The organism is Niallia sp. HCP3S3_B10, assembly GCF_052064465.1.
Lineage (GTDB): Bacteria > Bacillota > Bacilli > Bacillales > Cytobacillaceae > Niallia > Niallia hominis.
In genome coordinates this window covers 1-26,262 of sequence record NZ_JBQHVO010000004.1, presented here as the reverse complement: position 1 = coordinate 26,262, position 26,262 = coordinate 1, and the positions used below count along the sequence as shown (strand labels likewise).

General features: G+C 33.3%; 30 protein-coding genes and 3 pseudogenes. 8 read left to right on the top strand and 25 right to left on the bottom strand.

Annotation, left to right across the window (positions count from 1 at the left end):
• Nucleotides 1–68: 68 nt before the first annotated feature.
• The 6 genes from ACTNDN_RS03725 to ACTNDN_RS03700 all read right to left on the bottom strand — a co-directional run bounded on the left by ACTNDN_RS03725 (nt 69) and on the right by ACTNDN_RS03700 (nt 5,655).
• Nucleotides 69–1,025 (bottom strand): TRM11 family SAM-dependent methyltransferase, encoded by a 957-nt coding sequence (locus ACTNDN_RS03725; RefSeq protein ID WP_441130792.1) that lies wholly within the window; start codon nt 1,023–1,025, stop codon nt 69–71.
• Nucleotides 1,026–1,136: 111 nt separating this feature from the next.
• Nucleotides 1,137–1,616 carry a hypothetical protein gene (locus tag ACTNDN_RS03720; RefSeq protein WP_109768504.1) on the bottom strand — a complete coding sequence of 160 codons (480 nt, stop codon included), beginning with the start codon at nt 1,614–1,616 and terminating at the stop codon, nt 1,137–1,139.
• Between the two features lie 175 nt (nt 1,617–1,791).
• Nucleotides 1,792–2,538 (bottom strand): HIRAN domain-containing protein, encoded by a 747-nt coding sequence (locus ACTNDN_RS03715; protein WP_109768503.1) that lies wholly within the window; start codon nt 2,536–2,538, stop codon nt 1,792–1,794.
• Nucleotide 2,539: 1 nt separating this feature from the next.
• Nucleotides 2,540–3,412, bottom strand: a complete 873-nt coding sequence (locus tag ACTNDN_RS03710; RefSeq protein ID WP_441130791.1) for a HipA domain-containing protein — start codon at nt 3,410–3,412, stop codon at nt 2,540–2,542.
• A gap of 251 nt (nt 3,413–3,663) precedes the next feature.
• Nucleotides 3,664–5,133, bottom strand: a complete 1,470-nt coding sequence (locus tag ACTNDN_RS03705) for a DUF4179 domain-containing protein (protein ID WP_109768502.1) — start codon at nt 5,131–5,133, stop codon at nt 3,664–3,666.
• Nucleotides 5,134–5,145: 12 nt separating this feature from the next.
• Nucleotides 5,146–5,655: an RNA polymerase sigma factor gene (locus ACTNDN_RS03700; protein ID WP_048718323.1), complete on the bottom strand. Its 510-nt coding sequence runs from the start codon at nt 5,653–5,655 to the stop codon at nt 5,146–5,148.
• A gap of 396 nt (nt 5,656–6,051) precedes the next feature.
• Between ACTNDN_RS03700 and ACTNDN_RS03695 the strand changes: the two are divergent.
• Both ACTNDN_RS03695 and ACTNDN_RS03690 read left to right on the top strand, forming a co-directional pair.
• Nucleotides 6,052–6,144: pseudogene (locus ACTNDN_RS03695) on the top strand (hypothetical protein); the annotation flags it as partial.
• A gap of 263 nt (nt 6,145–6,407) precedes the next feature.
• Nucleotides 6,408–6,719, top strand: a complete 312-nt coding sequence (locus ACTNDN_RS03690; RefSeq protein ID WP_441130790.1) for a hypothetical protein — start codon at nt 6,408–6,410, stop codon at nt 6,717–6,719.
• A gap of 271 nt (nt 6,720–6,990) precedes the next feature.
• Here the strand turns inward: ACTNDN_RS03690 and ACTNDN_RS03685 are convergent.
• Both ACTNDN_RS03685 and ACTNDN_RS03680 read right to left on the bottom strand, forming a co-directional pair.
• Nucleotides 6,991–7,350 (bottom strand): annotated as a pseudogene (locus ACTNDN_RS03685) (transposase); the annotation flags it as partial.
• A gap of 163 nt (nt 7,351–7,513) precedes the next feature.
• The gene (locus tag ACTNDN_RS03680; protein ID WP_031535550.1) at nt 7,514–7,894 is read right to left on the bottom strand and encodes a winged helix-turn-helix transcriptional regulator; all 381 of its coding nucleotides are present in this window, start codon (nt 7,892–7,894) and stop codon (nt 7,514–7,516) included.
• 135 nt (nt 7,895–8,029) lie between these two features.
• Here ACTNDN_RS03680 and ACTNDN_RS03675 point away from each other — a divergent pair, with 135 nt between their 5' ends.
• Nucleotides 8,030–8,548, top strand: a complete 519-nt coding sequence (locus ACTNDN_RS03675) for a DJ-1/PfpI family protein (RefSeq protein WP_235251872.1) — start codon at nt 8,030–8,032, stop codon at nt 8,546–8,548.
• A gap of 258 nt (nt 8,549–8,806) precedes the next feature.
• On the opposite strand, the gene ACTNDN_RS03670 is transcribed toward ACTNDN_RS03675, so the two are convergent.
• The gene (locus tag ACTNDN_RS03670) at nt 8,807–9,643 is read right to left on the bottom strand and encodes a DUF4352 domain-containing protein (RefSeq protein ID WP_251629545.1); all 837 of its coding nucleotides are present in this window, start codon (nt 9,641–9,643) and stop codon (nt 8,807–8,809) included.
• 227 nt (nt 9,644–9,870) lie between these two features.
• Nucleotides 9,871–9,966: a JAB domain-containing protein gene (locus tag ACTNDN_RS03665; protein WP_311298480.1), complete on the bottom strand. Its 96-nt coding sequence runs from the start codon at nt 9,964–9,966 to the stop codon at nt 9,871–9,873.
• A gap of 71 nt (nt 9,967–10,037) precedes the next feature.
• Between ACTNDN_RS03665 and ACTNDN_RS03660 the strand changes: the two genes are divergently transcribed.
• Both ACTNDN_RS03660 and ACTNDN_RS03655 read left to right on the top strand, forming a co-directional pair.
• Complete coding sequence (locus ACTNDN_RS03660; protein WP_251629543.1) at nt 10,038–10,826, top strand: TetR/AcrR family transcriptional regulator; 789 nt, start codon at nt 10,038–10,040, stop codon at nt 10,824–10,826.
• An 87-nt stretch (nt 10,827–10,913) separates the two neighbouring features.
• Nucleotides 10,914–11,855: an alpha/beta fold hydrolase gene (locus tag ACTNDN_RS03655; RefSeq protein ID WP_441130789.1), complete on the top strand. Its 942-nt coding sequence runs from the start codon at nt 10,914–10,916 to the stop codon at nt 11,853–11,855.
• 258 nt (nt 11,856–12,113) lie between these two features.
• On the opposite strand, the gene ACTNDN_RS03650 is transcribed toward ACTNDN_RS03655, so the two are convergent.
• The 4 genes from ACTNDN_RS03650 to ACTNDN_RS03635 all read right to left on the bottom strand — a co-directional run bounded on the left by ACTNDN_RS03650 (nt 12,114) and on the right by ACTNDN_RS03635 (nt 14,365).
• Nucleotides 12,114–12,272 carry an aspartyl-phosphate phosphatase Spo0E family protein gene (locus tag ACTNDN_RS03650; protein WP_285846638.1) on the bottom strand — a complete coding sequence of 53 codons (159 nt, stop codon included), beginning with the start codon at nt 12,270–12,272 and terminating at the stop codon, nt 12,114–12,116.
• A 64-nt stretch (nt 12,273–12,336) separates the two neighbouring features.
• The gene (locus ACTNDN_RS03645; RefSeq protein WP_251629540.1) at nt 12,337–13,320 is read right to left on the bottom strand and encodes an alpha/beta fold hydrolase; all 984 of its coding nucleotides are present in this window, start codon (nt 13,318–13,320) and stop codon (nt 12,337–12,339) included.
• A 75-nt stretch (nt 13,321–13,395) separates the two neighbouring features.
• Nucleotides 13,396–13,965 (bottom strand): TIGR00730 family Rossman fold protein, encoded by a 570-nt coding sequence (locus ACTNDN_RS03640; RefSeq protein WP_251629539.1) that lies wholly within the window; start codon nt 13,963–13,965, stop codon nt 13,396–13,398.
• A gap of 67 nt (nt 13,966–14,032) precedes the next feature.
• Nucleotides 14,033–14,365, bottom strand: coding sequence for a DUF4260 domain-containing protein (locus ACTNDN_RS03635; protein ID WP_251629576.1), 333 nt, complete (start codon nt 14,363–14,365; stop codon nt 14,033–14,035).
• Nucleotides 14,366–14,709: 344 nt separating this feature from the next.
• Here ACTNDN_RS03635 and ACTNDN_RS03630 point away from each other — a divergent pair, with 344 nt between their 5' ends.
• On the top strand, nt 14,710–15,489 hold the full coding sequence (locus tag ACTNDN_RS03630) for a carbon-nitrogen hydrolase family protein (protein WP_441130788.1): 780 nt from the start codon (nt 14,710–14,712) through the stop codon (nt 15,487–15,489).
• Between the two features lie 369 nt (nt 15,490–15,858).
• On the opposite strand, the gene ACTNDN_RS03625 is transcribed toward ACTNDN_RS03630, so the two are convergent.
• Complete coding sequence (locus ACTNDN_RS03625; RefSeq protein WP_251629536.1) at nt 15,859–16,680, bottom strand: PaaX family transcriptional regulator C-terminal domain-containing protein; 822 nt, start codon at nt 16,678–16,680, stop codon at nt 15,859–15,861.
• Between the two features lie 191 nt (nt 16,681–16,871).
• Between ACTNDN_RS03625 and pdhA the strand changes: the two genes are divergently transcribed.
• The gene (gene pdhA, locus ACTNDN_RS03620; protein WP_441130787.1) at nt 16,872–17,915 is read left to right on the top strand and encodes a pyruvate dehydrogenase (acetyl-transferring) E1 component subunit alpha; all 1,044 of its coding nucleotides are present in this window, start codon (nt 16,872–16,874) and stop codon (nt 17,913–17,915) included.
• A gap of 236 nt (nt 17,916–18,151) precedes the next feature.
• On the opposite strand, the gene ACTNDN_RS03615 is transcribed toward pdhA, so the two are convergent.
• The 10 genes and pseudogenes from ACTNDN_RS03615 to ACTNDN_RS03570 form a co-directional block, all read right to left on the bottom strand.
• Nucleotides 18,152–18,289, bottom strand: a complete 138-nt coding sequence (locus tag ACTNDN_RS03615; RefSeq protein WP_251629531.1) for a hypothetical protein — start codon at nt 18,287–18,289, stop codon at nt 18,152–18,154.
• Nucleotides 18,290–18,472: 183 nt separating this feature from the next.
• Nucleotides 18,473–19,126, bottom strand: a complete 654-nt coding sequence (locus ACTNDN_RS03610) for a hypothetical protein (protein WP_251629529.1) — start codon at nt 19,124–19,126, stop codon at nt 18,473–18,475.
• A gap of 181 nt (nt 19,127–19,307) precedes the next feature.
• Nucleotides 19,308–19,775 (bottom strand): GNAT family N-acetyltransferase, encoded by a 468-nt coding sequence (locus ACTNDN_RS03605; protein WP_251629528.1) that lies wholly within the window; start codon nt 19,773–19,775, stop codon nt 19,308–19,310.
• 332 nt (nt 19,776–20,107) lie between these two features.
• A complete protein-coding gene (locus ACTNDN_RS03600) occupies nt 20,108–21,103 on the bottom strand; it encodes a phosphotransferase (protein ID WP_251629526.1) in 996 nt (331 codons plus the stop codon).
• Between the two features lie 90 nt (nt 21,104–21,193).
• Nucleotides 21,194–21,664, bottom strand: a complete 471-nt coding sequence (locus tag ACTNDN_RS03595) for a GNAT family N-acetyltransferase (RefSeq protein WP_251629525.1) — start codon at nt 21,662–21,664, stop codon at nt 21,194–21,196.
• Nucleotides 21,665–21,753: 89 nt separating this feature from the next.
• On the bottom strand, nt 21,754–22,536 hold the full coding sequence (locus tag ACTNDN_RS03590) for a CPBP family intramembrane glutamic endopeptidase (RefSeq protein ID WP_251629524.1): 783 nt from the start codon (nt 22,534–22,536) through the stop codon (nt 21,754–21,756).
• On the bottom strand, nt 22,533–22,724 hold the full coding sequence (locus tag ACTNDN_RS03585) for a hypothetical protein (RefSeq protein WP_251629523.1): 192 nt from the start codon (nt 22,722–22,724) through the stop codon (nt 22,533–22,535). The genes ACTNDN_RS03590 and ACTNDN_RS03585 overlap by 4 nt, the downstream gene beginning before the upstream one ends.
• A gap of 45 nt (nt 22,725–22,769) precedes the next feature.
• Entirely contained in the window at nt 22,770–23,705 is a 936-nt protein-coding gene (locus ACTNDN_RS03580; protein WP_441130809.1) for an alpha/beta fold hydrolase, read from the bottom strand.
• A gap of 131 nt (nt 23,706–23,836) precedes the next feature.
• A pseudogene (locus tag ACTNDN_RS03575) lies at nt 23,837–24,161 on the bottom strand (hypothetical protein).
• A 42-nt stretch (nt 24,162–24,203) separates the two neighbouring features.
• The gene (locus ACTNDN_RS03570) at nt 24,204–25,049 is read right to left on the bottom strand and encodes a pentapeptide repeat-containing protein (protein ID WP_251629520.1); all 846 of its coding nucleotides are present in this window, start codon (nt 25,047–25,049) and stop codon (nt 24,204–24,206) included.
• Between the two features lie 185 nt (nt 25,050–25,234).
• Between ACTNDN_RS03570 and ACTNDN_RS03565 the strand changes: the two genes are divergently transcribed.
• Nucleotides 25,235–25,843, top strand: coding sequence for a TetR/AcrR family transcriptional regulator (locus ACTNDN_RS03565; protein WP_441130786.1), 609 nt, complete (start codon nt 25,235–25,237; stop codon nt 25,841–25,843).
• Nucleotides 25,844–26,262: the final 419 nt, after the last annotated feature.

The window sequence follows — 26,262 nt, the reverse complement described above, 5'->3', positions numbered from 1 at the left end:
TAATCGAAAAAATAGTAAACAATCTTTCCCTTCTAAATGGAAAATTTCTTTGATTCCATCCCCACGCATTAACAACAAACAATTATTTGGCGTATAAACTTCCCCTTTTTAACTTCACACCGATCTACTATTTCAAAACCTACTTCATTTAGTATTTCATCTATATCTTCCGTTGTCACGACGACCATTTTTTTCGCAAAGCGACGTGCGCATTGAAGCATTTCAAATTTTTCCTTATCTGACACGACGGAGCAAAGGTTATAAGGCATGTCTATAATGGCAACATCATACATTTCTGTTATGTCTCTGATATCTCTTAAGAATACTGGTCCAGAAAGGTCAAAATGTGCGAGATTATTACGAATGCCTTTCATTACTAAAGGATTGTTGTCACTACCTGTTATATTAACTCCCATCGATAAGGCCTCTACCAATACTGTCCCGATGCCACAGCATGGATCAATCACCTTAACACCAGTTAATTCTGGAACCGCAATATTCACTAGTGCTCTGGCCACTCTTGTATTTAATGCCGTTGAGTAATTGTGAGGCTTTTGTTGATGAATAAGCCAAATACCTTGGTTTTCCGAATAGCATCCGAAATACCATTTTCCTTTTAACTTGGTAATCGCGAAAACTATCTCAGGATGATGAAGATTCGCTACACCTGGAATCAAGCATCCAACTTGTCTAGCGATCGCTTTCCTTTCTTCAAAACCCATTTTATCTCGGGGATCTATATCTCGATAATTGATGCCAATTACCTTATAAGTACTATTCCACGCAGGCATGGCTTCAACCTTTTTTAATAGATCTACCAACGTATCACCCTTAAATAGAACTTCTATTTTTCCTTTTATAAAAGGACTCCTACTTGGGTCTACATTCATCCTGCTCTCTAATATAAAGGCATGTAAGTTAGCACGAAATAGGGAACGAACTTCCAATTTACATAAATGTTCTTCTTCTTCAGCATAATTAAATGTATATAGAAAGGTGTTTGGCACTACACTATTTTGGCTCAAGTTCTTTCTCTCCCTTTTTTTGGATAAGCCCCCTTAGCTGTTCCATTTTTTCAATCTCAAAATGCCATACTCTTGATTAGGAGTATGGCTATCCTGACTTTCCTATAATTCTTACATGTTAGATTTGGTAAAGCCTTCTTCTTGTAGATATTCACGCGCTTCCATATAGCTTGAAAAACTATTTTCTAAATTTACTCCGGCATATATATTCCAAAATCCTTCTTCTTGAAGAAGGAGGAGCGTATTATTTTCAGAATCAGCCCATTTTTCTTCTTCCATTGCTTCTTCTTCAATCTTCTCTCCTTCTAGTGCATTGGGTTCTAATGATTGAATAGATTTTTCGATAATTTCTCTTAATTCTTCCTCTGAAAAATCTCGAATATTTACCATACCTTTATCATCTGTATCATACTCATTTAGCTTGTCCGCATACACAAATCCATTTCCATTTGGATGTAAGTGATACACTACGTTCTTTTTGTCACTTCCACTTTCCAAATAATGAAAATTAACACGTTTTAATGACACATTTTTTCGTTCCAATTGGGGGAACGATTCGATGATTTTTAGTTTATCTTCAAATGATAGCATATTTGCCTCCAGGGTGTTTTTGATACTAATTATTATAACAAAAGCTTATTTACTTATGATAGGGTTCAACGTAAAGTTGGAAAGGGACGCCATTTCATTAACTTACTTTAAAAGTATATAATTAGCCCGTACCTCTAAACAATCTAGATTTACGAGCTTGTTTTAACTATTTTGTTTATTGCATCACAGACAATACTTCTGATGAAGCAGATAATTGAATAGAAGGAACTTTACATTCAAAGTTTAATTTAAGCCACCAATGTGGAGTTGACTTTTCATTAATATAAATTACTCGAACCTCTGGCTTCGCATTATATGATAATAATGAAAAGATGGCTTTACTATAAAAACCAGGGACATAACCTAAATGTTTCCCTCCTTGAGTAAAAATTCCAACAGCATGAGTGTCATGAGGATTAGTTGGCTCTTGTATTAACTTTACTTGTTCATTAACGGCTAACCATGTTGGCCATTCTTCTGGAAGGTTTTGATATCGCATTCCATGAACAAAAAAGCTAGAGTAAAATTTCCCATCATTTTCTCGACGTAGTGGCTGCTCAAAAGAATAGGTATCATTAGCAAGTCGACCACGTGTTTGTTGTAAAAAATCCATTTTTGTAGAGTTTTCGTTTAAACGCAAATCAGACATGATTGCCTTAAAATCGGAACGATCAGGGGAAGGCAATCGACGATCAAATGCTGGAAATAGTTTTTTTGACTGATATATCTTATTTGCATCAGGAAATGCAGGATGCAACATGTAGCCATTATCTAATGCATCTTTAAGTTTTCGATGACCTGTTCCGTAGTTTGTATAAGCAAACTCGTATTGATCATTATAATAAGATAAAGTTCCTACGTGATAATACAACCGACTTTTCGTATCTTGCCAAACAACTAATAATGTGTGAACGTTGCTCATATTATTCTTCACCCCTTCCTACCCAATCTAATATTTTTCCCCTTCGAAAAGGTATTAGATTCGTTAACCACTTCTTTTGTGTTTCACTTAGAATACTTAATGATTTTATAAAAATAGTATATTGCTTCATGTCAAAGTCCTCTAACATCTTTACACCATTATTAAATTCAACTGGATATTGAGAACTAATATATATGATCAAATCTCTAGCTTTGACTTTTTTCTTTTCAAATATACCTGCTTTTACTCTTGTTTTGTTAGTATATTTGTTCAACTCCTGTTCATTGGACAACATGTATGCAAGTTTAGTATCGTCAAAACGGAAGCCTAAGGAGGCACCATTATCATATATTGGAGAAAATTTCACTCCTGAATGTAAAAACAGCAATGTCCAATTAAACGGATGTCGATCTTGATTGCCAATTAGGACATCGAATAATTGTAAATTAATAAATTCAGATTTCATCGCGGACCAATAAGGAAATTTCTCCATAAATTTGAATCCATATTCAATTAATTCAATGTTTTTCAGAGGTGACTCTAATAATTCTTGATAACCGTCCACTAGACTAGGCAAAAGGGAACCACCTTCTTCAGCCATCATTGCATTGTGCTCTTTTACAAAATTACGTAAAAGACACCCCCTCTTCCCCTTTCTTATTACCATTTCAACTTTCATCATTTCAAGACCGCAAAGTGTATCAATTTTAGCAGCAATTAATTCAGTAAGATCTTCCCAAGAAACACCTTCATCAAACTCTCTTGGATATTTAATCAAATAATCTATTCGATTTGGAGAACGTAACTCCTCTTTTTCGAGTGTACTTTTCCCACCATAGCCCACTAGTTCCCAATCACTGATATCCTTTAACATTTTTATTCGGTCCTTTTACTTATTGTTTAATTAATATTAACATATGGATTCTAATTACACATGTAAAAGATTTCAATTTTTTCTGTTTTAATCAATTTATACTGATAATTTAAATTTCCTACTATTTCCATTTTTCCGAACAGACATTTTAGAATAAATTAGCTACTATTTCAGTTTAACAATTCATATAGTTACACTCACTATCAATATTCGACAAATTCCGGGGAGTCCCTGTGAACATAACTTATTTCTCAGTTCGTTAAATAAATCGGAATGAAAGATAACCCATTTTCTTTTCTAGCTTTTTCAGCTTCTTCTGGATTTTCAGCTTGAATTTCAGTAAGAATATCTGATGTTTGTGATATGGAAACTTCTATAATTTTAGAATTTTCATGATTTTTCAATTTTCCTATTACTGTTCTGTCGATTGAAAATTCGGATTGATATTTTTTAAGATATAAATCTATTTCTTTCATTTCATCATGTGAAAGTGGTTCTGCTGTATATCCATTTTTAGCTAACACTTCGTCTATAATTTGTTTTTCACTATCTTCGGATTGTTTTTCTAAAGTTGCAGTTCCACTACCAATGAGTGGTATTTTAATATCGTCACCGATTTCAAGAATACAGTCTTGTCGATTTTTAACCGGAGCAAAAATCATAATGTACTCATCTTCTGCACCTTCAACTTCACCCTTACTAAAAATTGGGTCAACTCGTTCACCAGCTGATTTCAAAAATACACCCGATTTTTTTTCATCAACGATATAACCATATTCCTTATCTATTTTTCTTGCATCAAGAAATTTATGTTCCAATTTACTCATTACTCTAGTTTGTATTCCATCCATGTTCTGCACGGCATTCGGATTAGGTGGTATAGTAACGACCACTCTTGTTTCTAGCTGCGAAAATTCTATCTGCTTAATCTTGTATGTTTCTTGTCTAAAAGTGAATTCTTTATTTACTTCTACAGTTTCTCTATCTGAGATGGCTGATTTAGCAAGCTTAAAATCAATAGGCCAAATTGTTTGAACCTTACTAGGCCCGTTTTTATCATCATATATTGTCAAGTTTTCAATTTCTAAACGAATGTCCTGTCCTTCATATTCTTTTACTGAAGCAAAAGATAAGGCTTCAGCCACCTTGTTTTCTTTACTATCGTAATATCTACTTCCCCAACCTACAGAACCTAATTTCTTTTGTTGATTTCCGACTATCAGGTTGATCGAACTTTCACCCTCAAACAAATCAATATAAACGTTTTTTAAATCTGTATTATCACTTTGATAGGTCAATAGAAGTTTTGTCTCCTTATCATCCGTCATTACACTCTCAAAATGCACGGTTATATCATATTTTTTATCATAAAATGTTTGATTAACAGCTTGACCATTCCCTAGATTAATTGCCGTTCTTACACCGGTATCATCAATATGCTTACTCGAAAAGATTTTATCATATACCTCTTGAATAGTTGCTAAAACAGGAGTAAAAGTGAACATAATAGCAACAATTAAGCCAACTACTGCAGCTAATGAAATTCTTTTATAAAGAGTTACTTTTTTGTTTTGGGTACTAACATTACTTAGTCTAACAACCTTTTCTCCATTGCCTAGTTTTTCCGCTTTATGTATCTGAGTCTCTATTTCATCCCAAACATCTGGCACTTGCTTTTCAATAGCATTGTCCAAATGCTTCAATATTTTATCTTTCTTCATCAGAAATCCTCCTTACTCTATACCTTTTCTAAGTTTTTTTAGAGCTAAACTATACTTCCAAAGTACTGTTCCCAAAGGCATTTCAACGATTTTGGCGATTTCTCTGTGCTTCATACCCGAGATGTCCTTCAAGATGACAATCTGCCTTTCCTCGCAATCAAGCAATTCCAAGTATTTAGATAAAATCATTTTTTCTAAAGGATCACCCGAAAGATATTGCACATGTTCAAAATAATCATTGTCAAAACCTGTTAGTTCCCGCTTTTTCTTTCGATACAGATCTAATGCTGTGTTTCGAGATACGCTAGTAAGCCACGCTTTAACATTTGTTATCTCATTATGTTTCATATGCTGAAAAAGTTTAATATACACTTCCTGTAACACATCTTCAGACAATTCAAAGTCTCTTAGTATAGAAAGTGCAATTGCAAACACATGCTTCTTATATTCACTGAACAATTTCTTAAACTCTTCGATGTTATCTATGGATGTATCTGATTGATGCAAACTCGTTTGACCCATTTTACTTAAGCCTCCTTTCACATACAAGACGTTTCAGACTCCTCTTTTATTGGTTAAAATTTATTTTTTTAGGGATTATTCTCAGTCATTGATTCCACGGAAGATATTGTTTCACATAAATGTTGTACATTCATATCATAGACCGCTCCGAATATTGTTTAATAAATAAAGCTGACTGTTAAAAAGCCTATTTAGGATTGGTTTTTATTTTCTCAGATTTTTCAAAAAACTACTTTCCTAATAGACATTCTGAATCAATTAGCTGCTATTTCATTTAGCAAATTCTTGTAGTAACACTCTTTGTCAATCTTCAACAAAATCCGAGGAGTCAATGCGAATATAACTTTATGAAGGTATTCTTCAGGGGAGGGTGTTGGCGTTCTCCCCCTTTCCAATGGCATCATGGAGGAAAACCATAATAAAATAAAACTTATCAAAAGACGGGGATTTGGCTATCGAATATCCATTTGTTTATGCGATTTCGTTTAGAAACAGGATATTATTCGGTATCTTTTATTGAAATAATATTTTCCTATGATAACATAGAAGTGTAATCGGTTACATAAAAATGCCCCTTCATAACAACCTCCACTTAAAATAATTAAAAGAGGAATTTATGAAGAAAATTTTAGTGCCGTTTGTTCGTTTATCTCGACTCTTTTCTGTAACATTGCCCGTACAGTTCAAGTGCTGCCAATTCCTCAGTTAAATACTGAGGCTATCGAATTCAGTATATACTTATGAGGATAATTATGGAAAACAAAGAGAATTTACTGCAAGTACAGGAGATTATTACGGAGAATATGTGTCTCATGTTTAATGAAGGGATTGACAAAATGACATTTAAAAAACTACGCTACACTGTTATGGGGATATTAATAGGATTAGCAGTTGTGTTCTTAATACTAGTTATAACAGTTACTCAATTAGAGTTAAATAAATGGCAAGACACCATCACCCTCTTATTTTGGATTTATATGATCCTAGTATTTGTGTACATTATTTTCATTAATTTAGTGCTCTTGATATGGAAACGTTTTAAAAAAAGTAAGGACACACTATAGTAATCTTTGCCACAGTGACTCCCCAGAAAACCTTGTTTCACATAAATGTTACACAGTCCATAACATATAAGTTTACGATTATTGTTTAATAAATATAGCGACTGTAAAAACGCCTATTTAGAATTGTTCTTTTCTCAGATTTTACAAAAAACTATTTTCCGAATAGACATTTTAGAATAAGTTAGCTACTATTTCAGTTTAGCAAATTCATGTAGATACACTCTCTATCCATATTCGACAAATTCCGGGGAGTCACTGTGAACATAACTGCTTGCACATTTTCAAGAACATCGGATTCACAAAGAATAGTAATCATTCTAGAATAAGCTGCTTCTGAAGGGATAGAGTCGGAAACTAAAAACCCACAGTCGAGGCGGAAGATCATGTCATGTTTTAATCGTTTCACTAAATCCTTAATAAATGGAATTCGTTCCGTAATTCTAGCGATGAGCGAATAAATCATCGCTGCATAGTTTAGCTCAACAGGCCTTCCAAAACGCGATTTCTTCGTTACCACAGCGAAGATCGGTTCAATGTCAATGGTAGAAAAAACAGCTTCAAACCGTTGGGTAGGTTCTAAATGATATAATTCTTGTAGGTCAAATAGGCTTCCTTGTCGTATAATAGTCATAGGGAGTCTTCCTCCAGTCTTATTAGTTTGTGTGGTGCTTACTAAATTCGACATTTTGGGGAGGTACTCCTTTTTTTGTGTCTCTGAGACCTTAAGGCTCTAAGCGTTAAATTTATGAAATTGATTCATACCATTACTTTTTTAATTAAACACTCTATTACTTTTAATTTGATTCCCCTATTTCTCTTTTGATTTCTTCTATTCGTTTTTTCCCCCAATCATACATCATTTCCACAATTGGAAGTAACGTCATACCCAATCCAGTCATTGAGTATTCCACTTTAGGCGGAACTTCTGGATAAACCTCTCGATGAACAATGCCGTCTTCCACCAATTCCTTTAATTGATTCGTTAAAATTTTATGGGATATTTTTGGAAATAATCTTTGTAATTCACTAAAGCGGTGCGGACCTTCAACACCTAAATGCCATAAAATCACAACTTTCCACTTACCACTGATAATCGATAAAGTAAGTTCTTTTTCACAGTTGTAATCACCATTTATTATCTTCTCTTTAATTTCATCTCTAAGTGTATCCGACATATTTTCTGCCTCCGCTTTCAATTGTTACTTTAAGGTTACCCTGTTACAAAAAAGTGCATTCTTCCCAGAATAACAAACAGGTTGTAATATATATTTGTGAGTTAAAGACAAACTATTTTAGGAGGAATAACAATTATGAGTAAAAAAGCACTTTTAATTATACCACCCGAAAGATTTAATGAAGATGAATTATTTAAACCAAAAGAGGCACTTGAAAAAGCAGGAATAGATGTAACAATTGCAAGCACAAAAACTGGCGAAATTATTGGCGATTTTGAAGGTAAGGCAATATCCGAAAAGGTCTTTACCGATACTACAGCAACCGATTTTGACGTTATTTCTGTTATTGGTGGTTCTGGCACAAATGATCATCTCTGGAATAATGGAGAATTATCCACGTATTTAAAGAAAGCACATAATGATAAAATTCTTGTTACTGGAATTTGTGCTGGTTCAGTTTCTGTCGTGCAAACTGGCTTACTTGAAGGTAGAGAAGCAACTTGCTACCCTGTTGACGTACAAAAAGACCAACTGAAAGCAAATAATGTAAAGTATGTTGAGAAACATGTTATTGCACATAGTGACATTATCACAGGTGACGGCCCAGATGGCGCTGAAGAATTTGGAAAAGCACTCGTTAATGCAATAAACTAACTTAAAAGATGATAAAAGCCTTTGGTGTATACCAGAGGCTTTTTCAATTTTTAATCTTCTCTTATTCCTCATTTTATGTTAGTAAATAACTTATCTAACCACTGATTATCAAGTACAATTTCCACTCTCTATTTTACCACTATTTGTGATACGGTTCACCGTAACGTTTCTATCTGTAAACCAAAAGAAAAACGAAAAAAAACAAAGCATTTGACTAGATATACATTAGTCAAATACTTTATTATCTCTTAGTCCAATTTAATTTATAGTTACCTCAAAAACATATGGTTGAAAATCCAAATCATAATTATCTGAGTATGTTTCGGCATGTAACTTTAACGATGTTTCATTTGGATCAATTGCAGGATACACTATTACCCCTTCTGTTTCAATATCAGGTAGCAGTTCGGATTGGATTTCAGCAAGTCCTGTTGTTGTAGGATCCATATATTCTTCTTCTAACTGTTTACTTCCAACAATTAATTTTGTAGAGTGCGAATAAAAAGATGCGTTATCCTGTGTATTATTTTGGACTTTAATATATACTCGTGTTTGGTTCTCAGCAATTTCTATTTTTTGTAAAGTAACAATTAGGTCATGCTGATTAATCTCTTGATCTACTTTTATTTCTTTTATAGTTGGCGCGATTGCTGTTATATAATCAATAACTTCTACACTTTCTGCAGTAATCATTGGTGCTACTATTTCTGCTCCGAAACCATTTTCACCTTCGAATTTATCTTTCACTATACCTTTTATCTTTACGTATTGGTCAGTTCTCACTTCTAAATTTGGGTCATTAACAGCAACTAAAGTATTCTTTTCAACATTTTCTGGGTCTCCCCACATTTGAAAATAAGTACCCTCATCATCTTTCTCTGGATCAGTAAAGATTTGCCCAGTTAGTTCTACTTCATACCCCTTGTACTTATCGGGGTCAGTGTACATTTTATCAATATCCTCTGTTTTCAATAATCCCTTTGTTTTCTCATTATCTCCCTTGTTACCATCGCCTGATGAAGATGTAGAATCTCCACATGCAGTCAATAGAACCGCTAATAGTATTGAAAATACTACCATAGTTTTCTTTTTCATAATTAACTCCCCTTCTTTATGTATTACACTACAAATCTATCACATTATTTACCAATTTTGCATATAATTATTATGAAACAACTCGAAAAATGTAATAATTTGTACTAAAGTATACAATATTTAAATTAATTGAGTTTAGTGATTATTCGCTATAAGTACGATTCATAGATAACCCTTCTCTTTAAGAGATATAATCTATCTGAACATACTACAAGATGGACTAAAACCTATATCCACATTGTCTTACCCGCCTCAGCTAATCGCTTAGTCACCTCAATATCTTCACGACTTGGTGCAAGGTCATTACTAAAAGCTATTGACATCTAACTTCAATAATTTTACAATATTAACATACTTACGGGTATTCTAATGTAACAAATGGAGGTAGTAATAAATGAGATCGCATGAGAGAGTTTTGGAGGCTTCTAAAGATCTAGCCACTAAATATCCTGTAGATAAAATAACATTTGCCGATATTGCGGAACTAGCTGGAGTTCATTGGACTACTGTAAGGAGACATTTTGGTAGTAAGGAGGGAATGCGGCAGAAATTAGTTGATTTTCAGGAACCAAACCTAAATCATCACTTAGATACGAGAACTAAAATATTGAAATCTGCAGGTAAAGTATTTGGAGAACTTGGTTACGAAGGCGCAACCCTTGATATAATAGCCGAGGATGCGGGATTAACCAAAGGAGCTGTATATTGGCACTTTTCTAGTAAAGGAGACCTTTTTATTGAGTTAATAAATACGAGCCTAACAAATTTATTAATGGAACTCCCTTCTCAATTAGAACAGGTATTTAGGTCTTCAAGCCCTGAACTTGCTATAAGCAGATTGCTTCATAACCAGTTTAAAGCTTGTGAAGATGACAAAAGCCAACAACCTACCTTGTTTTTTGAGTTTATCTCCAGAAGGCGTGATTCTGAAGTTAAAGAGAAGTTAGATGAAGTGTTTGCAAATCTATTTGCAGGAACTGAAATAATCTTAAGGGACCTTCAAAAAAGAAAGTTGATTTCTGAAGAAGTTGATGCTAGATCTTTATCTATAACTCTCCACGGCTTAATAAATGGGATGGTTCTCATGTGGACGGTATCTCCAAGTTCCGTACCTCTTGCTCAAATGGTTGACTCTATATCGAAAATAATATGGGACGGAATAAATCCCAAAAATGCCCGTTAAAAACCGGGTGTTTTTTTGAACATAACATACTTACAAGTATGTTAATGAAGTACTTTTTAGTAGGTGAATAGAATGAGGTGGAAGTATATGCTTATCATTTTTTTTGTAACTTTCCTTATAGGAATGGTTTCTTTATATTTTTACAACCAATATCAATTTAGAAAGACTGAATTGGCATATCCTCCTAAAGGAGATTTTGTTGAAGTTGATGGTATCAAACTTCATTTTTTGAGTAAAGGAAATGGTAAGCCAGTTGTGTTCCGGCATGGAGGCGTACTTTCAAGTGAGGATTTTTCCGATGTAATTGAGCTTGCAGCCGAAGTAGGATATAAGGCTATCGCATTTGACCGCCCTGGGTATGGGCATAGCGAAAGGCCATCCAACGAAAAAGTCACTCCAATTACACAAGCTAAGTTAATTCATAATGCATTAAAAAAGCTGAATATAACGGAGCCAATTATCCTTGTGGGACATTCTTGGAGTGGCACCATGGTTATGTCTTATGCACTTCAATTTCCTAAGGATGTTGAAGGTCTTGTTACCTTGGGAGGAGCAATGTATAAAGAAGGATACCCTGCTGAGCATGGAGATACCCTTTCAGAACTAGTAACTACTCCTATCTTGGGCGATTTAATTATGAATACCCTATTAGCAACACCATTAGGTAAGTCAATGGGTAAAGAAACAACTAAAGCAACGTTTTTACCGGAGACACCTCCAGCTGGTTACGAGGAAAAACTATTAGCTTTATGGGGTAGACCAACTCAGTTTAAAGCTAATAGAGAGGATACTTTAGCATTTCCGTTAACATCAATGCAGATTAGCCCTCGTTATAAGGAAATAGAAGTTCCCACTGTTATAGTTGTAGGTGAAAATGATCCTTTTGGAACTATCAAAATGGCTGAAAGACTTAAAAAGGATCTTCCAAATTCTAAAATGGTCATATTACCCAATGTTGGTCACATGATTCCTGAAAATCATCCTGAGAAGGTATTGGAGGCTATAGAACAATTAGCTAAAATGAAGTAAATTTATATGTAGTAAAATTTTTTATTAGACCAAAAAACCTTCCATTAATGAGTTAGTGGAAGGTTTTTTGGTTCATTTGGGTAGTATACCATGGGAGACATTATAATAGTTTATATCACCTTTTATCTATAAAACACTTTATGAAGAAATCTTTTCAATAAATTTATAAGCTGCATAACCTGCATCGTTAGGCTTCTGCATCCAAATATACGCGTGTATTGAGCCTTTTATTCGAATCTGAACAAGGTTAGCTTTTAGCTAGCATCTTAGTTTCTTACTGAAAGTACTGATAATTAATCTATCAAGCTCTTTGCTTATCCTTATAGTTTCGGTACTACTAAGTCCCTCTTTTAAACCAACCTCAATCATCATATTTCTTAATAATTCAATTTTTGTTTGAAGCTTGTTATACCCCATTAATCTATCCTCTCATGACCTTCAATGATCTCTTTAGGTTGCTCCGATTCCTTTCCATCGGGCTTTATTCAAATTCAATGTAACTTTTAATAAAATCATTAATTTGTTTACTCATCTCCTGGGATTTTGTCCAATGTAAATAATGATGTCCATCTAAAGTGATGAGTTTGCTCGAATCTTGATTTCGAAGTTCGTCTTGATAAAAGGTGACATTTGATTTTCCTTCTTCATTTACCTTGTCTTCCTTAGTCGTGAACATCAGAATAGGCATTTTTGAAGGAAACGACATATCTCTTGTCTTCTTGATATTTCCACTTAATTCTTTTGCTTCTTCTATAACATTAGAATTATATGCCTTCCACGCAGAAAGCTTCTCTGTCATCTTTAAATTGTCCTCTGAATAAGTCTCTTCATCTGCAATTGGAAGAAAATTGTCAGGAATAATATTTACTGCAGCTCTTGCAATCCCTGTTGGGGCAACAAGTTTTAAATATCCTGGTAAACTTGGTGTAGCTTCTTGAAAGTACTCTGTTGCCCTGGGTAAAGTGCTATCAATCCCAATTATAGCTTCTATCTCATTAGGGTATTGATTTACATAATACATACTATATATTCCCGAAATGGAGTGAGGCATTAAGATATACGGTCCATTGATATTGCTTTCCTTAAGAGCTGTTCTAATTTCCTCTACAATGTTATCAACAGTTCGTTCCTTCTTTGTTATGTCACTCCAACCATAACCAAAAGGCTCTATGACTACAACTTTATTATTTTTTGCTAGTTCATTCATCAACGGTTCAAAATCTAGCGATGGGGCTACCGTACCTAGCCCACTTAATAAGAGAATGGTATGTTCACCCTCCCCTTGTTTATAGATATGCATTTTCTTCCCATCAACCTCTACTAATTGCCCAATTGCAGGGTACTTATTTTGTTCTAATTTAGTCATTAACTGATGGTATGCCATCCAAAGTAGAAAGATAGATAATAGAATTAAAAATACATTTCTAGCGACTTTCAAAAATTTAAACCTTTTTTTAACTTTCATAACTTCAATTCTCCCTTTTTAATTTTATTACCAAGGAGTAGGTATATCCTATAATTAGCAATTACTTTATAACAATTAACGTAGATACGTTTTAATTGCTAGTGGCTCAAATTGGTAAAGTTTATCTAATAAATCTTCTGGTTTGTTTTCTATAATCGTTAAAGACCTAAATCTTTCTTGCAAAAATTTTTGGTCAATCATATGATCAAGCAATTCAAATAGTAGTTTAAAATAATTGTTGATGTTAAGAATACCACAAGGTTTTTGGTGTATGCCGATTTGTGCCCATGTGTAAATTTCAAAAAATTCTTCCAAGGTTCCAGGACCTCCTGGTAAAACAATAAACCCATCAGCCAACTCAGACATATGTGCCTTTCTTTCATGCATGGTATCTACAACATATAGTTTTGATAACTTTTTATGCGATATTTCCCTTTCTTCTAACAACCTAGGAATTACCCCGATGACATCTCCCCCATTACGTAAAACTGAATCAGCTAATGCACCCATTACTCCTACACTAGCCCCTCCATAAACCAATGTAATTCCCCTATTTGCTAGTTCTTTACCAAGCTCCGCTGCCACTTCCTTATACTCCTTTTGAGCCCCATCACTTGATCCACAAAAAACGGCTATTTTCTTCATAATTCTTTCTCCCCTTCAAAATTCAATTGATTATATAAATGATTTCACCATAATAGTTTATTAATAATCACAACTTGCCAAGATGTGTGACTTTAAACCCTGTCCTGTATTTTAGTCCATAACCTAATGCCCGATCCATTCCAATATGGGCACTCCAAATCAAGCCAATCAACAAGAAGATATCAACGTTCATCAAAATTGACACTCCTATTAAAATAAGAGGGAACGAATAAGTGTGAAAAATGTTATAAATATATGCACCAATTGCATTATTAATCGTATATCCTATCATCCCAATATCAGGGGCAAGCAAGAAAACAATAAATATTACCCAACTAAAATCATTTACATAATAAAATCCAATGGCAAGTAAAAAAACAATGAACCCTTCTAAACGCATTATTTTACTCAATCTAATAATCTCCTTTATTTTGTTATTTTTTACCCTTATTGTAATGTATACTAACGAACGTTAGTACATTGATTATTATAATACTTCTTTTTTAAAATGCAACAGGAAAATACCAATTAATAGAAAAATATTTGCACTTCCATACTAACGGTTGTTAGTGTAAAATTTACCTAATTTAATATGGTAGGGAATTCTAATGTTACAGTTCTCTGAATGATATTAAACCCTTTAAATTTGTTTGGTTAATATTCTGATAATGAGTTTTGAGAGGAGATGACAAGGTTTCACAACATTCTTTATACATGTTTTGAGGTATAAGAGAGGAGCATTTTATGGTAGTAGAGCACCTTTTGTTACAAGAAAAAAATAGTATAACTATTGCGTTAGCTCAAATCTCAGTAATAGATGGAGACATCATATCCAACATAAAAAAGCATTGTGATGTCATTGAAACAACAGGAAAAAATAACGGAGATTTTGTCATTTTTCCTGAACTCTCTTTAACGGGGTACGAATTAGATCGTGCAAATCAACTTGCATTCTCTATCAAGGATGAAAGATTAATAGATATTCAAAACTGTTGTATTAACAATAAAGTAAATGCAGTTGTAGGGGCACCTGTTAGATTAGGGAAAGATTTATTTATTTGTAGTTTAATATTCTTTAAAGACGGTACTTTTGAACTTTATACAAAACATTTTTTACATCCAGGCGAAGAACACTACTTTATTCCGGGCGATTTAAATCCAAAAGTAATTGAAAAAAATGAAATATTCTCTTTTGCCATCTGTGCTGATTCAAGCAGCCCTATCCACAGTAGTAATGCTTACTATACTAATACCTCTGTCTATATCACCAGCGCATTGTTGTCAACCAATGGTTATGAAAATGATACTATGGTACTTCAGCACACGGCAAAATATTATAATATGACAGTCTTAATGGCAAATTACTGTGGTGAAACAGGCGGATATAAAGCAGCTGGGGGAAGTTGTGCATGGAATTCAAAAGGAAAACTAATTGGTAAAATGGCCCCTAACACAGAAGGATTATTAATTATTGAGTGTACTGATACCCGTGAATGGTTATTAAATAAAATAATTGCTTTTTAGAATATATAGAAATATTAAAATGCTATGAGCAATTTTAAAAGCTGCCTCCGCAAACGGCTGAAATCTCTAGGGTCAAATATATGAGAAGCGAAAAAAAGATAGATATTAATTAATAAATCCATTAAATTACATCTCGGCGTATTGGTAGTATAGATTGCTAACCATTCAGTATCCCCTAAAACTTAATTAAATTGATTTTTTATCAGATTTTATTTTCCTTATAAACCAATTACTAGTCAGCAAAAATGCGTTAATCCATTTTTGGATTAACGCATCCCTTACTTAACTTCACTATTCATGTTTTTTTAATAGATTTTTCCTTTAACAGTTCTGAAAGTAAGGCTAAAAACCCTATAAAAGAAACTAAATCTATAAATCCTTCTCAACAAAATTAGAATAGAAGGACTCTTTTGGAATAATACTTGCTAACAACTTATATAGCCTATTCAATTCTGATAATACCTTTGTACCAACCCAGCTCCCCGGTAAAAACTCTGGGGGTAACATTGGATCAATGTCCATCAGTTCGTTTATTATTTTACCAACCTCCAAATAATAGATAAATACTGTTAAATCATCCGGATATTGATTAGTTATTAGGTTATTAATTCCTGATTTAAACTCATTCTCGAACTGATCAAATTTTTCCTTATATATATTATTAAGTTCTTCAATGTTCCATATTTCTAATGCTTTATTCGCTCCCTTCTCACCCTCTTTAGAAATTTTATTTAATAGGAACTCATTACTTGCCAGAATCGTTACAAAATCCTCAATCTCAAGTGTATCGATGATATTCATTACATCTTTTGTAATATCCCAAGGGTAAATATAAACACTTTTATTTAATTGTCCAAATCCATATTGGATCAGTTTTCTCCTAAATATATCTCTTTTCTTCCTGAGTTTTTCTGGTATTTCAATTAGGACTATGTACCATTTCTCATCCCAATGCTTGCTGTACAAATCCCTTTTAAAATATAAAGAGTTTTGAACTTCTTTTCCAAATGGAGTAATTCGATAGATGGAACGATTTATGGAATCAATATACTTTTCTTTTTTTAATTTAGTTAATAAATTTCTTATTATCTGTGGGCTATATCCCATAACTTCATATATTTTGATTAGTTCCTTACCTTCAATTTCTTCTACTATAGAGATTAGATTTAACAATTGTTTTTCAAGTGTCAAAAGTATTCACCTCAATGTTAATGATATAGAATGTCCGTAGATTTTCAACTCATTTTTACTGTGATTGTTGTAAAAGCATTATCTATATAACACTGTGCATCTTCAGCTGATATTGACAGTATTACCCAAAATTATTATAATTACTTTATATACGTTCGTATAAAATTACATTATAAAGGTGTTGGGTTCTTTTGAATGAAAATCTATTAAATGAAATTGAAAGGGAATTTAAAGAATTGAGAGTTTTAGATGAAGAAGGGAATGTGGTTAATGAGGTTAATTTTCCAAAATTGTCCAATAAGGAACTAATTGAATTGATGAAAAGGATGGTTTATGCGTGGGCTCTTGATAAGCAATCTATTTTGTTAAATCGCCAAGGGAGACTTGGTTTCTATGCCCCTATTTATGGGCAAGAAGCATCAATGTTAGGAAGTCAATTTGCACTTGAAAAAGATGACTGGATACTACCGGGTTATCGAGATATTCCACAATTATTATTTCATGGTGTGCCATTACAAAACTTATTTCTATGGTCCAGAGGACATTTTAAAGCTGGTCAATTTCCTGAAGGTGTTAATGCGTTGCTTCCACAAATCATAATTGGTGCACAAATTATTCAAACGGCAGGAATAGCCCTCGGTTTAAAGAAAAAACGCCAAAAGGCAGTTGCAGTAGGGTATACAGGTGATGGCGGTACCTCACAAGGTGATTTTTATGAAGGAATGAATTTTGCTGGGGCTTTTAATACACCAGCTATCTTTTTTGTTCAAAATAATCAATTTGCAATATCCACACCATTTTCAAAGCAAACTGCTGCAAAAACGATAGCACAAAAGTCTGTTGCGGCTGGTATTAAAGGTATAAGAGTAGATGGAATGGATGTATTAACCGTCTACAAAGCCACAAAAGATGCACGTAATCAAGCAATTAATAACGGAGGACCGACACTTATTGAAGCATTAACATATCGATATGGTCCACACTCAACTTCAGGTGATAATCCTGACCTTTATAGAGATTCAGATGAAGTAGAAAAAACAAAAAGTAAGGACCCTTTAAAACGCTTCAGAAAATTTCTTAATAAGAAAGGACTATGGAGCGAAAAGCTAGAAGAAACAATTATTAGTAACGCAAAAGAAGATATTAAAAATGCTATAAAGGAAATAGATAAGTTGCCGCCACAGACAATTGAAGACCTTCAGCGTCATATGTATGAGAAACCGATAAATTTATGAATTCACTATAGTTATTATTGTACAACCATATTATAAAAGCCAGCTATCTTTTGAGAATAATGGGCTCGGTTACGGGGAAAAAAATCAATTTTACATGTCAAATAACTTAAATCTAAACATATTCACATTTAAAAGACAAGTAGCAAGACAAAAGGAACAGATTTTATTCTGCTCCTTTTTATTATGCAATCACAGTCTATTTCAACCTAGAACTATCCTATAGCGTAACAGATATTCTACTTTTTCCTCATTTTTAATGTTATAAAAGTTACAACACTTACAAATACCAAAATCCCAATTACAACATATGTAATTGGACGTACAACAACAAAATAACTATCTTTATACTGATAACTCTCACTTCCGAGTAGCATTTGTGACCTCCTAAAATTTATAAAAATAATGCTAAATCAGTTCTATAGTTACTTAAATTACCCTTCCCTGTTAATTTAACAATTCATATAGCACCAATGCCTGAAACTTAGAAAGATAATTCCCCAAATTGTACGCCTGAGTTGGACATTTTGGGGAATTTTTTTACTTTTGCTCGTGTAATCTTATTTGAATCTTGCTTTTACTACTTTACCTTCATTAGAGAGTTCTAATTTTAGAGGAATAGATCCTGCTGCTAAATCTACCTCAGAATAACTTTCCCGTGCTAGATTACTTGATAGCAAATATTCATACACTGTATCGCTGGTTTGGTTCTCACCTTCAATCGCAACATCAATAGGAAGGTGCCCTTTGAGTAATTCATATGCCTCTTCTACAGTAGAAGGAGGATTTTTAAAGGTTATAAGTGGGTCTTCACAACGCTCCGCTCCAATTGTTCTACAAGTTAAAACAATAGAATCCGTTTCATATTCTCGGTCGGACAGTTTCGACATGTTTTTTTCAATAAATGATAGCTTGTCATAATAACCGCCCACTGTTGTTGTTGATTCAGTTGTAGGAACTAATTTTCCATTAATAAGTTGATACTTTGCATCATCAGGCTGGTCCTTTGTAACAGATTCGGTATTATCGTCGCCCTCTCCTGTTCCAGTCGCTTTTTCCCCGTGTGATGTTCCTTTATCAGCAGATACCTCTGTTGAAGGGGTTTTATGAGATGTTTCTTTATCCCAAAAAATAAGTACTCCTATAACAACGAATATAAGGGCAAACCCTAAAAACATGAGACTTCTAGCCTTTTTTCCTGTTATCTTATTCAACCTTGTGTACCTCCTTAGAAAAGAATTTTTTAGTGATAATGGTATCAAAAGAATCTATTATTGCTCATAGACTAAGATTCAATTTTTTGATATATAAAACTGCACAACTGTAAAACTTCAACACTAAGTTCGTTAGATTTCTATCTTCCCTTAAACTTTAAATGGTGCTTATTTTCTTCCCTCAGTCTGTAAGATCCAGCTTAAAAACAAGTTCTCCATACATATTAGCTTTTTTCTGACTTGTAAATCCTACTTTTTCGTATAAATATATTGCTTGATTATTCTCTTTTTCAACAGTTAATGAAATACTTTTACAGGCAGGATGGATAATTTTTATGAAGTCTACTATTTTAAGTAAAGTAGCTTTACCATACCCTTTTCCTTGATATTTCTTATCAATTTGAAATCCACCAATCCAATAATTATGCTCACTACCTGGTGTATAAGAAATGTAGAATGTTCCAATGATTACATCGTTACTATAAAGAGCGTAAGGATCTAACGCCTCATCCCAAGGCTTAAGATAAGCATAAGCAAGAGATTCTGCTACAGTAGGAACAAATGAACCTTGATTTTCATGAACAGAAATTTTGAAGGCTTCTTCCCAATTCTCTTTTGTAATTTCTCTAACTAAAATGTTTCGTGTCATATTATCCCTCTTTTTTCTAATTCTTCTTTAATCCCTCGGAATATTTTAACTCTAAGCAATCTATAGATTAGTTCTCCTTGGTTAATAACTAACGTTTGTTAGTTATTAAAGCCATTTTAACCTTTTCTCCCAAATAATACAATACTAATTCTTAAACCACTTCGCTTATTAACGATTTACTTGTTAGCCTTGTTCCAAAACTAACATACATAATCAGAATATATAACCTTAATTTACTTAGTTAAAACTATAAACGGAAGAGGTACTTTAAAAATCAAGCTTTTTTGAAATCATAATACCAAACCTTATAAGGAAGGCACTCACCTTCCCGCTTATCCTTTTTGTAGAATCTTATTTAGTAATCTTCCTTTGTTATCCCTGAGCCAATCTTCACTAAAGAGTATCCAATCTATAATTCCACTCATCCACTTTTCATTATCAAGCCCTTTTAAATATCTTGCTGTAAAATAAACAAACATTGCTGCACGACGAAGCCTAATTAAAAATGGAATACACAAAAGCTCTTGTTCTGTTAAAGGGTTCATGCTTACATAGCCTTTAGTTAACATAACAACGTTTGTTAGGTCTTTGTCCATTTCCCATAAGGCTTTCGGACCTCCTCCTAGTGCAATTGCCAAATCCATAGGTCGAACCTCATAACAAAAAAACTCAAAGTCAATGATTCCTGTTACTTTACCATTGTTTGTCAATATATTCCCCGGAGTATAATCACCATGAATATACTGTTTTGCAAGCATAGGATAATAACTATTTTCAATTTCCTTATCTATTTGTTGAAAAATCTTATGTAGTTGCTGTCTTTTGGCAAAAGAAGTTGGTAACTGATCAAAGATTTTGTCAATGTTTTTTATTGAGGGATGAAAGTTACGAAATTGATCATAACTGGGATTTCCCCCTAGATTTTTATGTATACTTTCACTTAGTTTACTCAGTGCTTTATTTAATTTCCCCAATGCCTTTCCAACTTCATAAGCTTGGTTAGCATCGCTTAAGTCTGGACTATCTCCTTTCAAGAGAGGCATTAGGACTGCAATAATTCCATTTTCAGAAGAATGGTAAACATAATCGTCACTACTTCTTATAAAGGTTGGTACTTCAAAGGAAACCTGACAATCTTTAAGATACTCCAATACAAAATACTCACGTCTAACTTTTGATAAATCACTTTCACTCTCATAAATTCTTAAAATATACGAATTTTCCTCTGTAATTATAGAGTAGGTTTTATTCATAAAGCCTTGGTTAATTTCCCTAATCTCTATAACCTTTCCAATCTCCCAATTACTATAGATCCCTTTCAAGTCCATTTTGATGACTCCTGACAATTTATCTTAAACCCTTGTTAATTCTACTAAGTTTACTAATTTTATATGGGCTATACAGGTGGCTCCACTATTTTAACTAACATGTAAACAGTAAAGTGGTTCGGTTTCTCCCCCAAATTCAACGACACGACCAGTATCTTTAAAACCTAAACTCGTATACAACTTTTTAGCTCTTCCATTAGAAGGTACGAAACTTGTATAGATTTCTCCAGAAGAGATTTCTTTCAATTCCTGTATTATTTCCAACATAGCTAATCTTCCATATCCTTTTCCCTGATATCTATAATCAATCATTAAGCGTGTAATAAAAAACACATTTAAAATTGGAGAGAGACCATACATCGCAAAACCTATCATCTGACTTTCTTTATTATAAATTGCCTTCGTAATCCACTCTGGTTCAACCTTTGACTGTGCAATGGAGAATGCATTTGAAGCAACATGCTCCTCAAAAAGAGGGTATCCTTTAGACTCCTGTGACTTTAACAATATACACTGAAAAAAGTTGGTACTATCTATATCTCGTAATGTTATATCCTTCATACCCTTTTCTCCTCCTTGAATTTAATAAATTTTATATCACTACTTCAATTCTCCTATTGTATAAACTCATATGTTATACATGCCTACCATTAAGTGAACAAAGAATACCATACTACATGCAAAAATAAATCCCCTAACATATGGGCAATAATTGAGTACTCTAACCCTTTTTTCCAAAATAAGTAACCAAAGAAAACACCCATCAACCCATTTAATACTATGGCACGAACAACTAATAATGTAGTAATTTCACCAAAGACAGAAGCGGTTGCAGGTAAATGACCGAGCCCAAATAATAATGTTGATATCAGAATAGCTATCCAATAGATAGATTTTGGTATAGGCTTTGACTGCTTCCGATAAGAAATGGAGAAAATCCATACAATCAGGGATAGAAGGAACAGGCGTAGTAATATCTCCTCAACAATACCTCCATAAAACATAAGCAATCCGGCTTTCCAAAGATTAACTGTAGGTACTATTTGATTTACAAGATGCGGTTGAAATACCTTTACTTCTAGGAGTGATATAAGTAATGTTCCTATTGCACTCCCTAGGATCGCAATTATTACCCATTTTAAAGACAAAGTATCTCTGTGATTTCTATATACTAAACTTCTAAGATAAGAAACTTGTAAACCTACACTTCTTGCAAGATGAAGTCCAATTGCAGAAGCAATAAATGAATATAAGGTCACCTGAATAATGTTGATTATTACAGCAAGGGTAAAAGAAATATGATAGGTCTCCATTAAAATATCTAGTAGCCCCATCTCCTTTTGATAAGGAATCATTACCACGGCAGCAAAAGCCCCCAAAAGTGTAAAAAGTATAATTACTCTTCCATCTTTTTCAGTTGTATTTTGACTCATTTCTCTTTTTTCCCTTTTTTAATTAATAATACAATAGATACAACTAGACAAATAGTACCAAGAGAAGCATTCAACGCTACTTCCCATGTAGTACCTGTATAGATATTTGAGATACTACCTGTACCAAATAAAAAGGCTAAAATAAGCCAAAAAACAACCTTATATCTGTTATAAAACATGCCAAACATATGAAAAATCCTCTCTTATCAATTACAATAATTTTTAATCTATTATTAGGCTACCTCATTCTCTTCTAGTACCTTGTTAATCATAAATGCGTTAAAAACTTCCGGTTCTTCAAAACAAGCCAAGTGACCAGATTTTTCAAGAACTATGAGACTTTTTCTTGGCGCTTTGACATTTTGATAAAAGTTTTCAACTAAATTATGGACAATTTTATCGTGTCGACCCATTACAAAGTAAACAGGTACATTTAGCTCAACTATGCTTTCAGTTATATTGTAAGAACTTAATTCCTCCCATAAGTATTGAGAAGTGAAAGAGAAGCCTTTAAAAAAGTTTAAACGATCCCTCAGATTAAAGTGAGAACTTAACAAGTAATGCATATTGATGAACATAGCATTTTTCTTATAGGTAACTCCACCTATTTTTGTTAGATAGGTTCTCTGTTTTACAAGTCCATCAATTGATTTATATGAACCATTTTTAGGAGCGCCTATTTTCTCTAATTCTTCAACGGCCTTCTTGTCATTTATTTTGGAAGCATAATCTAATGTCCATCTATAAGAATCTTCCTCTTCCAATGGTCTATTAATAGGCTGATTGATTCCCACATATGCTATGGTTACCTCTGGGTATTTTTTTACAAAAAGTATCCCCAGTAAGGCTCCCATCGAGTGACCCATAATATAGACTTTCTTTTTGTTGAAACGCTCTAACAAATATTGTACTAATTCATATGCATCAGAGAGTAATTGTTGTACATTCATCGTTTGTGAGTCTATATTTTTGTTATAAGATTTACCACAACCTCGCTGATCCCAATTTACAACAAGAAAGTGTTTCTCTAATTCTCTATTATATTTATGTTGTGCCCCAGTTTGAGGACTTCCTGGACCACCATGAAAGAATATTAAAATTGGATTATCTATATTCGAACCTCTAGCAATATACCATTGGTCAACATTTCCTAGTGTAACCTTCTCCATTATTTTCACATAAAACACCTACTTTCTTTATTTCTGAAATTTTGATAGCTTACTAATGGATAAGTTTTTGATTTATAATGAACCACGACCCCATTTCATTTAACACTGTTTCTACGGTATATCAGTTCTTATCACTTAAACAGATCCACAAATTCATATAATTTATCTAAAGATGTAAGACTCTCGTTGCATGATTTACTATCATAACAAATATAATTTCCTCTAGTCTTAAAGGTTCCTTGTTCTTTCCCCTTTTCTTTAGCAAGGAACATCCCAACCTCTTTATGACTATTGTTCTTCAACTATTTTTGGAAATTTGCCTATAACCCTTTCTAGAGTCATTGATTTCAAAGCATTTATTACACCGTCATCCGTAGCTGTAGATTGACCATTAACAAGATTTTGTACTTGTCTCTTTATAAAGTTAAATTGATCTGTGCTAATAAAGATTTCCAATTCTATCACTCCAATCATTTTGTTACTGACTATTATTTAAAATTAAACTAACCAATGCTGTGGTGCTGAAATCGTTTTAGGTAATTTAGTCATTTTATCACCCTTAGCTGCATTCACTTGTGCCTGAGTTAGGAATATGCTTCCTGTCAAATCTGCACCACTTAAGTCTGTATCTCTTAAGTCTGCGCCAAGAAAATCACATACTCTTAAATCAGCATCTCTCAGGTTAGCACCTATTAGATACGCACCTTTAAAGTTGACACCTTTTAGATTAGCACTCTTAAAATTTGCACCAATTAAATCATTTGTCGTCATGGTTTTATACTTTCTATTTTTCCCACCTTTTACTTTGGCTCTTACTATTTTGCTTACTTCTGACAGCAGATTGCCAACAATTATACGATGTGTTGGCACATCAAGCTCAAAGAGAGAAGGTGGACTACCATTCGTAAGCATTTCTGTTTCCTTATAAATTCGTAGCAAATCATCATGTAAGGGTCTCGCTTCTTGTATGTTTAAAGCTTCCTGTATGTAATAAAGCATTTCATGAAGCTGTTGCATAATTGGAAATACCCTAAACATCTCATCAGCAATATTGGGGGAATCTCCCCAACTTACACCATGAAATGTTTGTTGAGAAACCTTTTGTCCTGCTCCATAGCATTCATATACTGTACACCCTTTAAAACCGCTTGTTCTAAGATTTTGGTGAATTTTACATCTATAATCAGACTTAAGATGTATACAAGGTGTCCCACCATCTTTGTCTTTAGCAAAATCGACAGACTGCGCATAAGGCAACGCCACACAACATAAAGCAAAGCAACTTCCACAATCAGCTTTATATTGTTGAAGATTATTGCCATTGTTTGCAAGTATCTCGGTCAACACTTACACTTCCTTTTAATAATTACTTTGGTTTAATACTTCATAGTGCAAACTAACGAACGTTAGTGTATAATGATATTATAATCATTTCATAATAAATTGCAATATCTATTTAAAATTTAGTATTGTTTTATCTGAACATAATACTTTTGAATAGGTAAATAACTGAAAATGAGGTGTCTAAATTGACAATTAGTACAAAGGATAAAATTTTTTATACATCATTGGACCTTTTCTCCCAAAGAGGTTTTAGCGGGGTATCTATACGAGAAATTACAAGAGAAGTTGGAATCAAAGAGAGTTCCTTATATAATCACTATCGTAACAAGGATGCTATCTTGGAGGATATCTTTACTTTCTTTAGGAATGACTTTTCAAAAACTCTACCACCAGTTGATGCATTAGATGATATTTTAAAAGTAAACTCCGTAGAATCATTCTTAAAGGCAGGCCATAGAAACTTCAAGAAATATATGGAAGACGAGAACGGACAAAAAGTGTGGCGAATTCTTCAAGTAGAGCAATATCGTTCCTCACTTGCAAGAGAAATAATATTAAATGATTTATTCAAAACAACCATCCAATTCCTTGAAATAGTCTTCTCCAAATTAATAGAAATGAAAAAAATACGACCGCTTAATCCAAAAATGTTAGCAATAGAATATCAATATCCTGTTTTTACCTTATTAACTGAATACAATATTTTAAAGTTTGATGAAAAGGATACATCTGAAATAGAATCTCTATTAGATCAGCACATTATATTTTTTCTAGAAACAATAAAATTAAGCTAAAAACCACGAAAAAAGCACGGAACAATAAAAAAACTATCCGTGCTTTTTTAATTATTATTTCTTTTGAATCAATTTCATAATTACCTGTTTTAAAAAAGTTTAGAGTATCCCTAAGATAAATATAGGATTTTTTTAAGTTTAACCCTACGAACTTTGTTGTTGATTTCCGCTCCAGGCGGGCGCTTTCCGCGGGCGGTCCGTGAGCCTCCTCGTCGCTTCACTGAGGGCACTGAAAAACCGATGATTTTTAAATCCTAAAAATCATCGGTAAATCTATTTTCTAGTTTTTTATGTCTTATTTCCACATATCTCCATATATGAAAGGTGGATTTCCTAAATCCTTCAATTCCTCCCCTTATTTTTCGTTCATTAACTTTAGAATTCTTTTTAAATTCACCGCAAATATGGTGGTGGCCCCT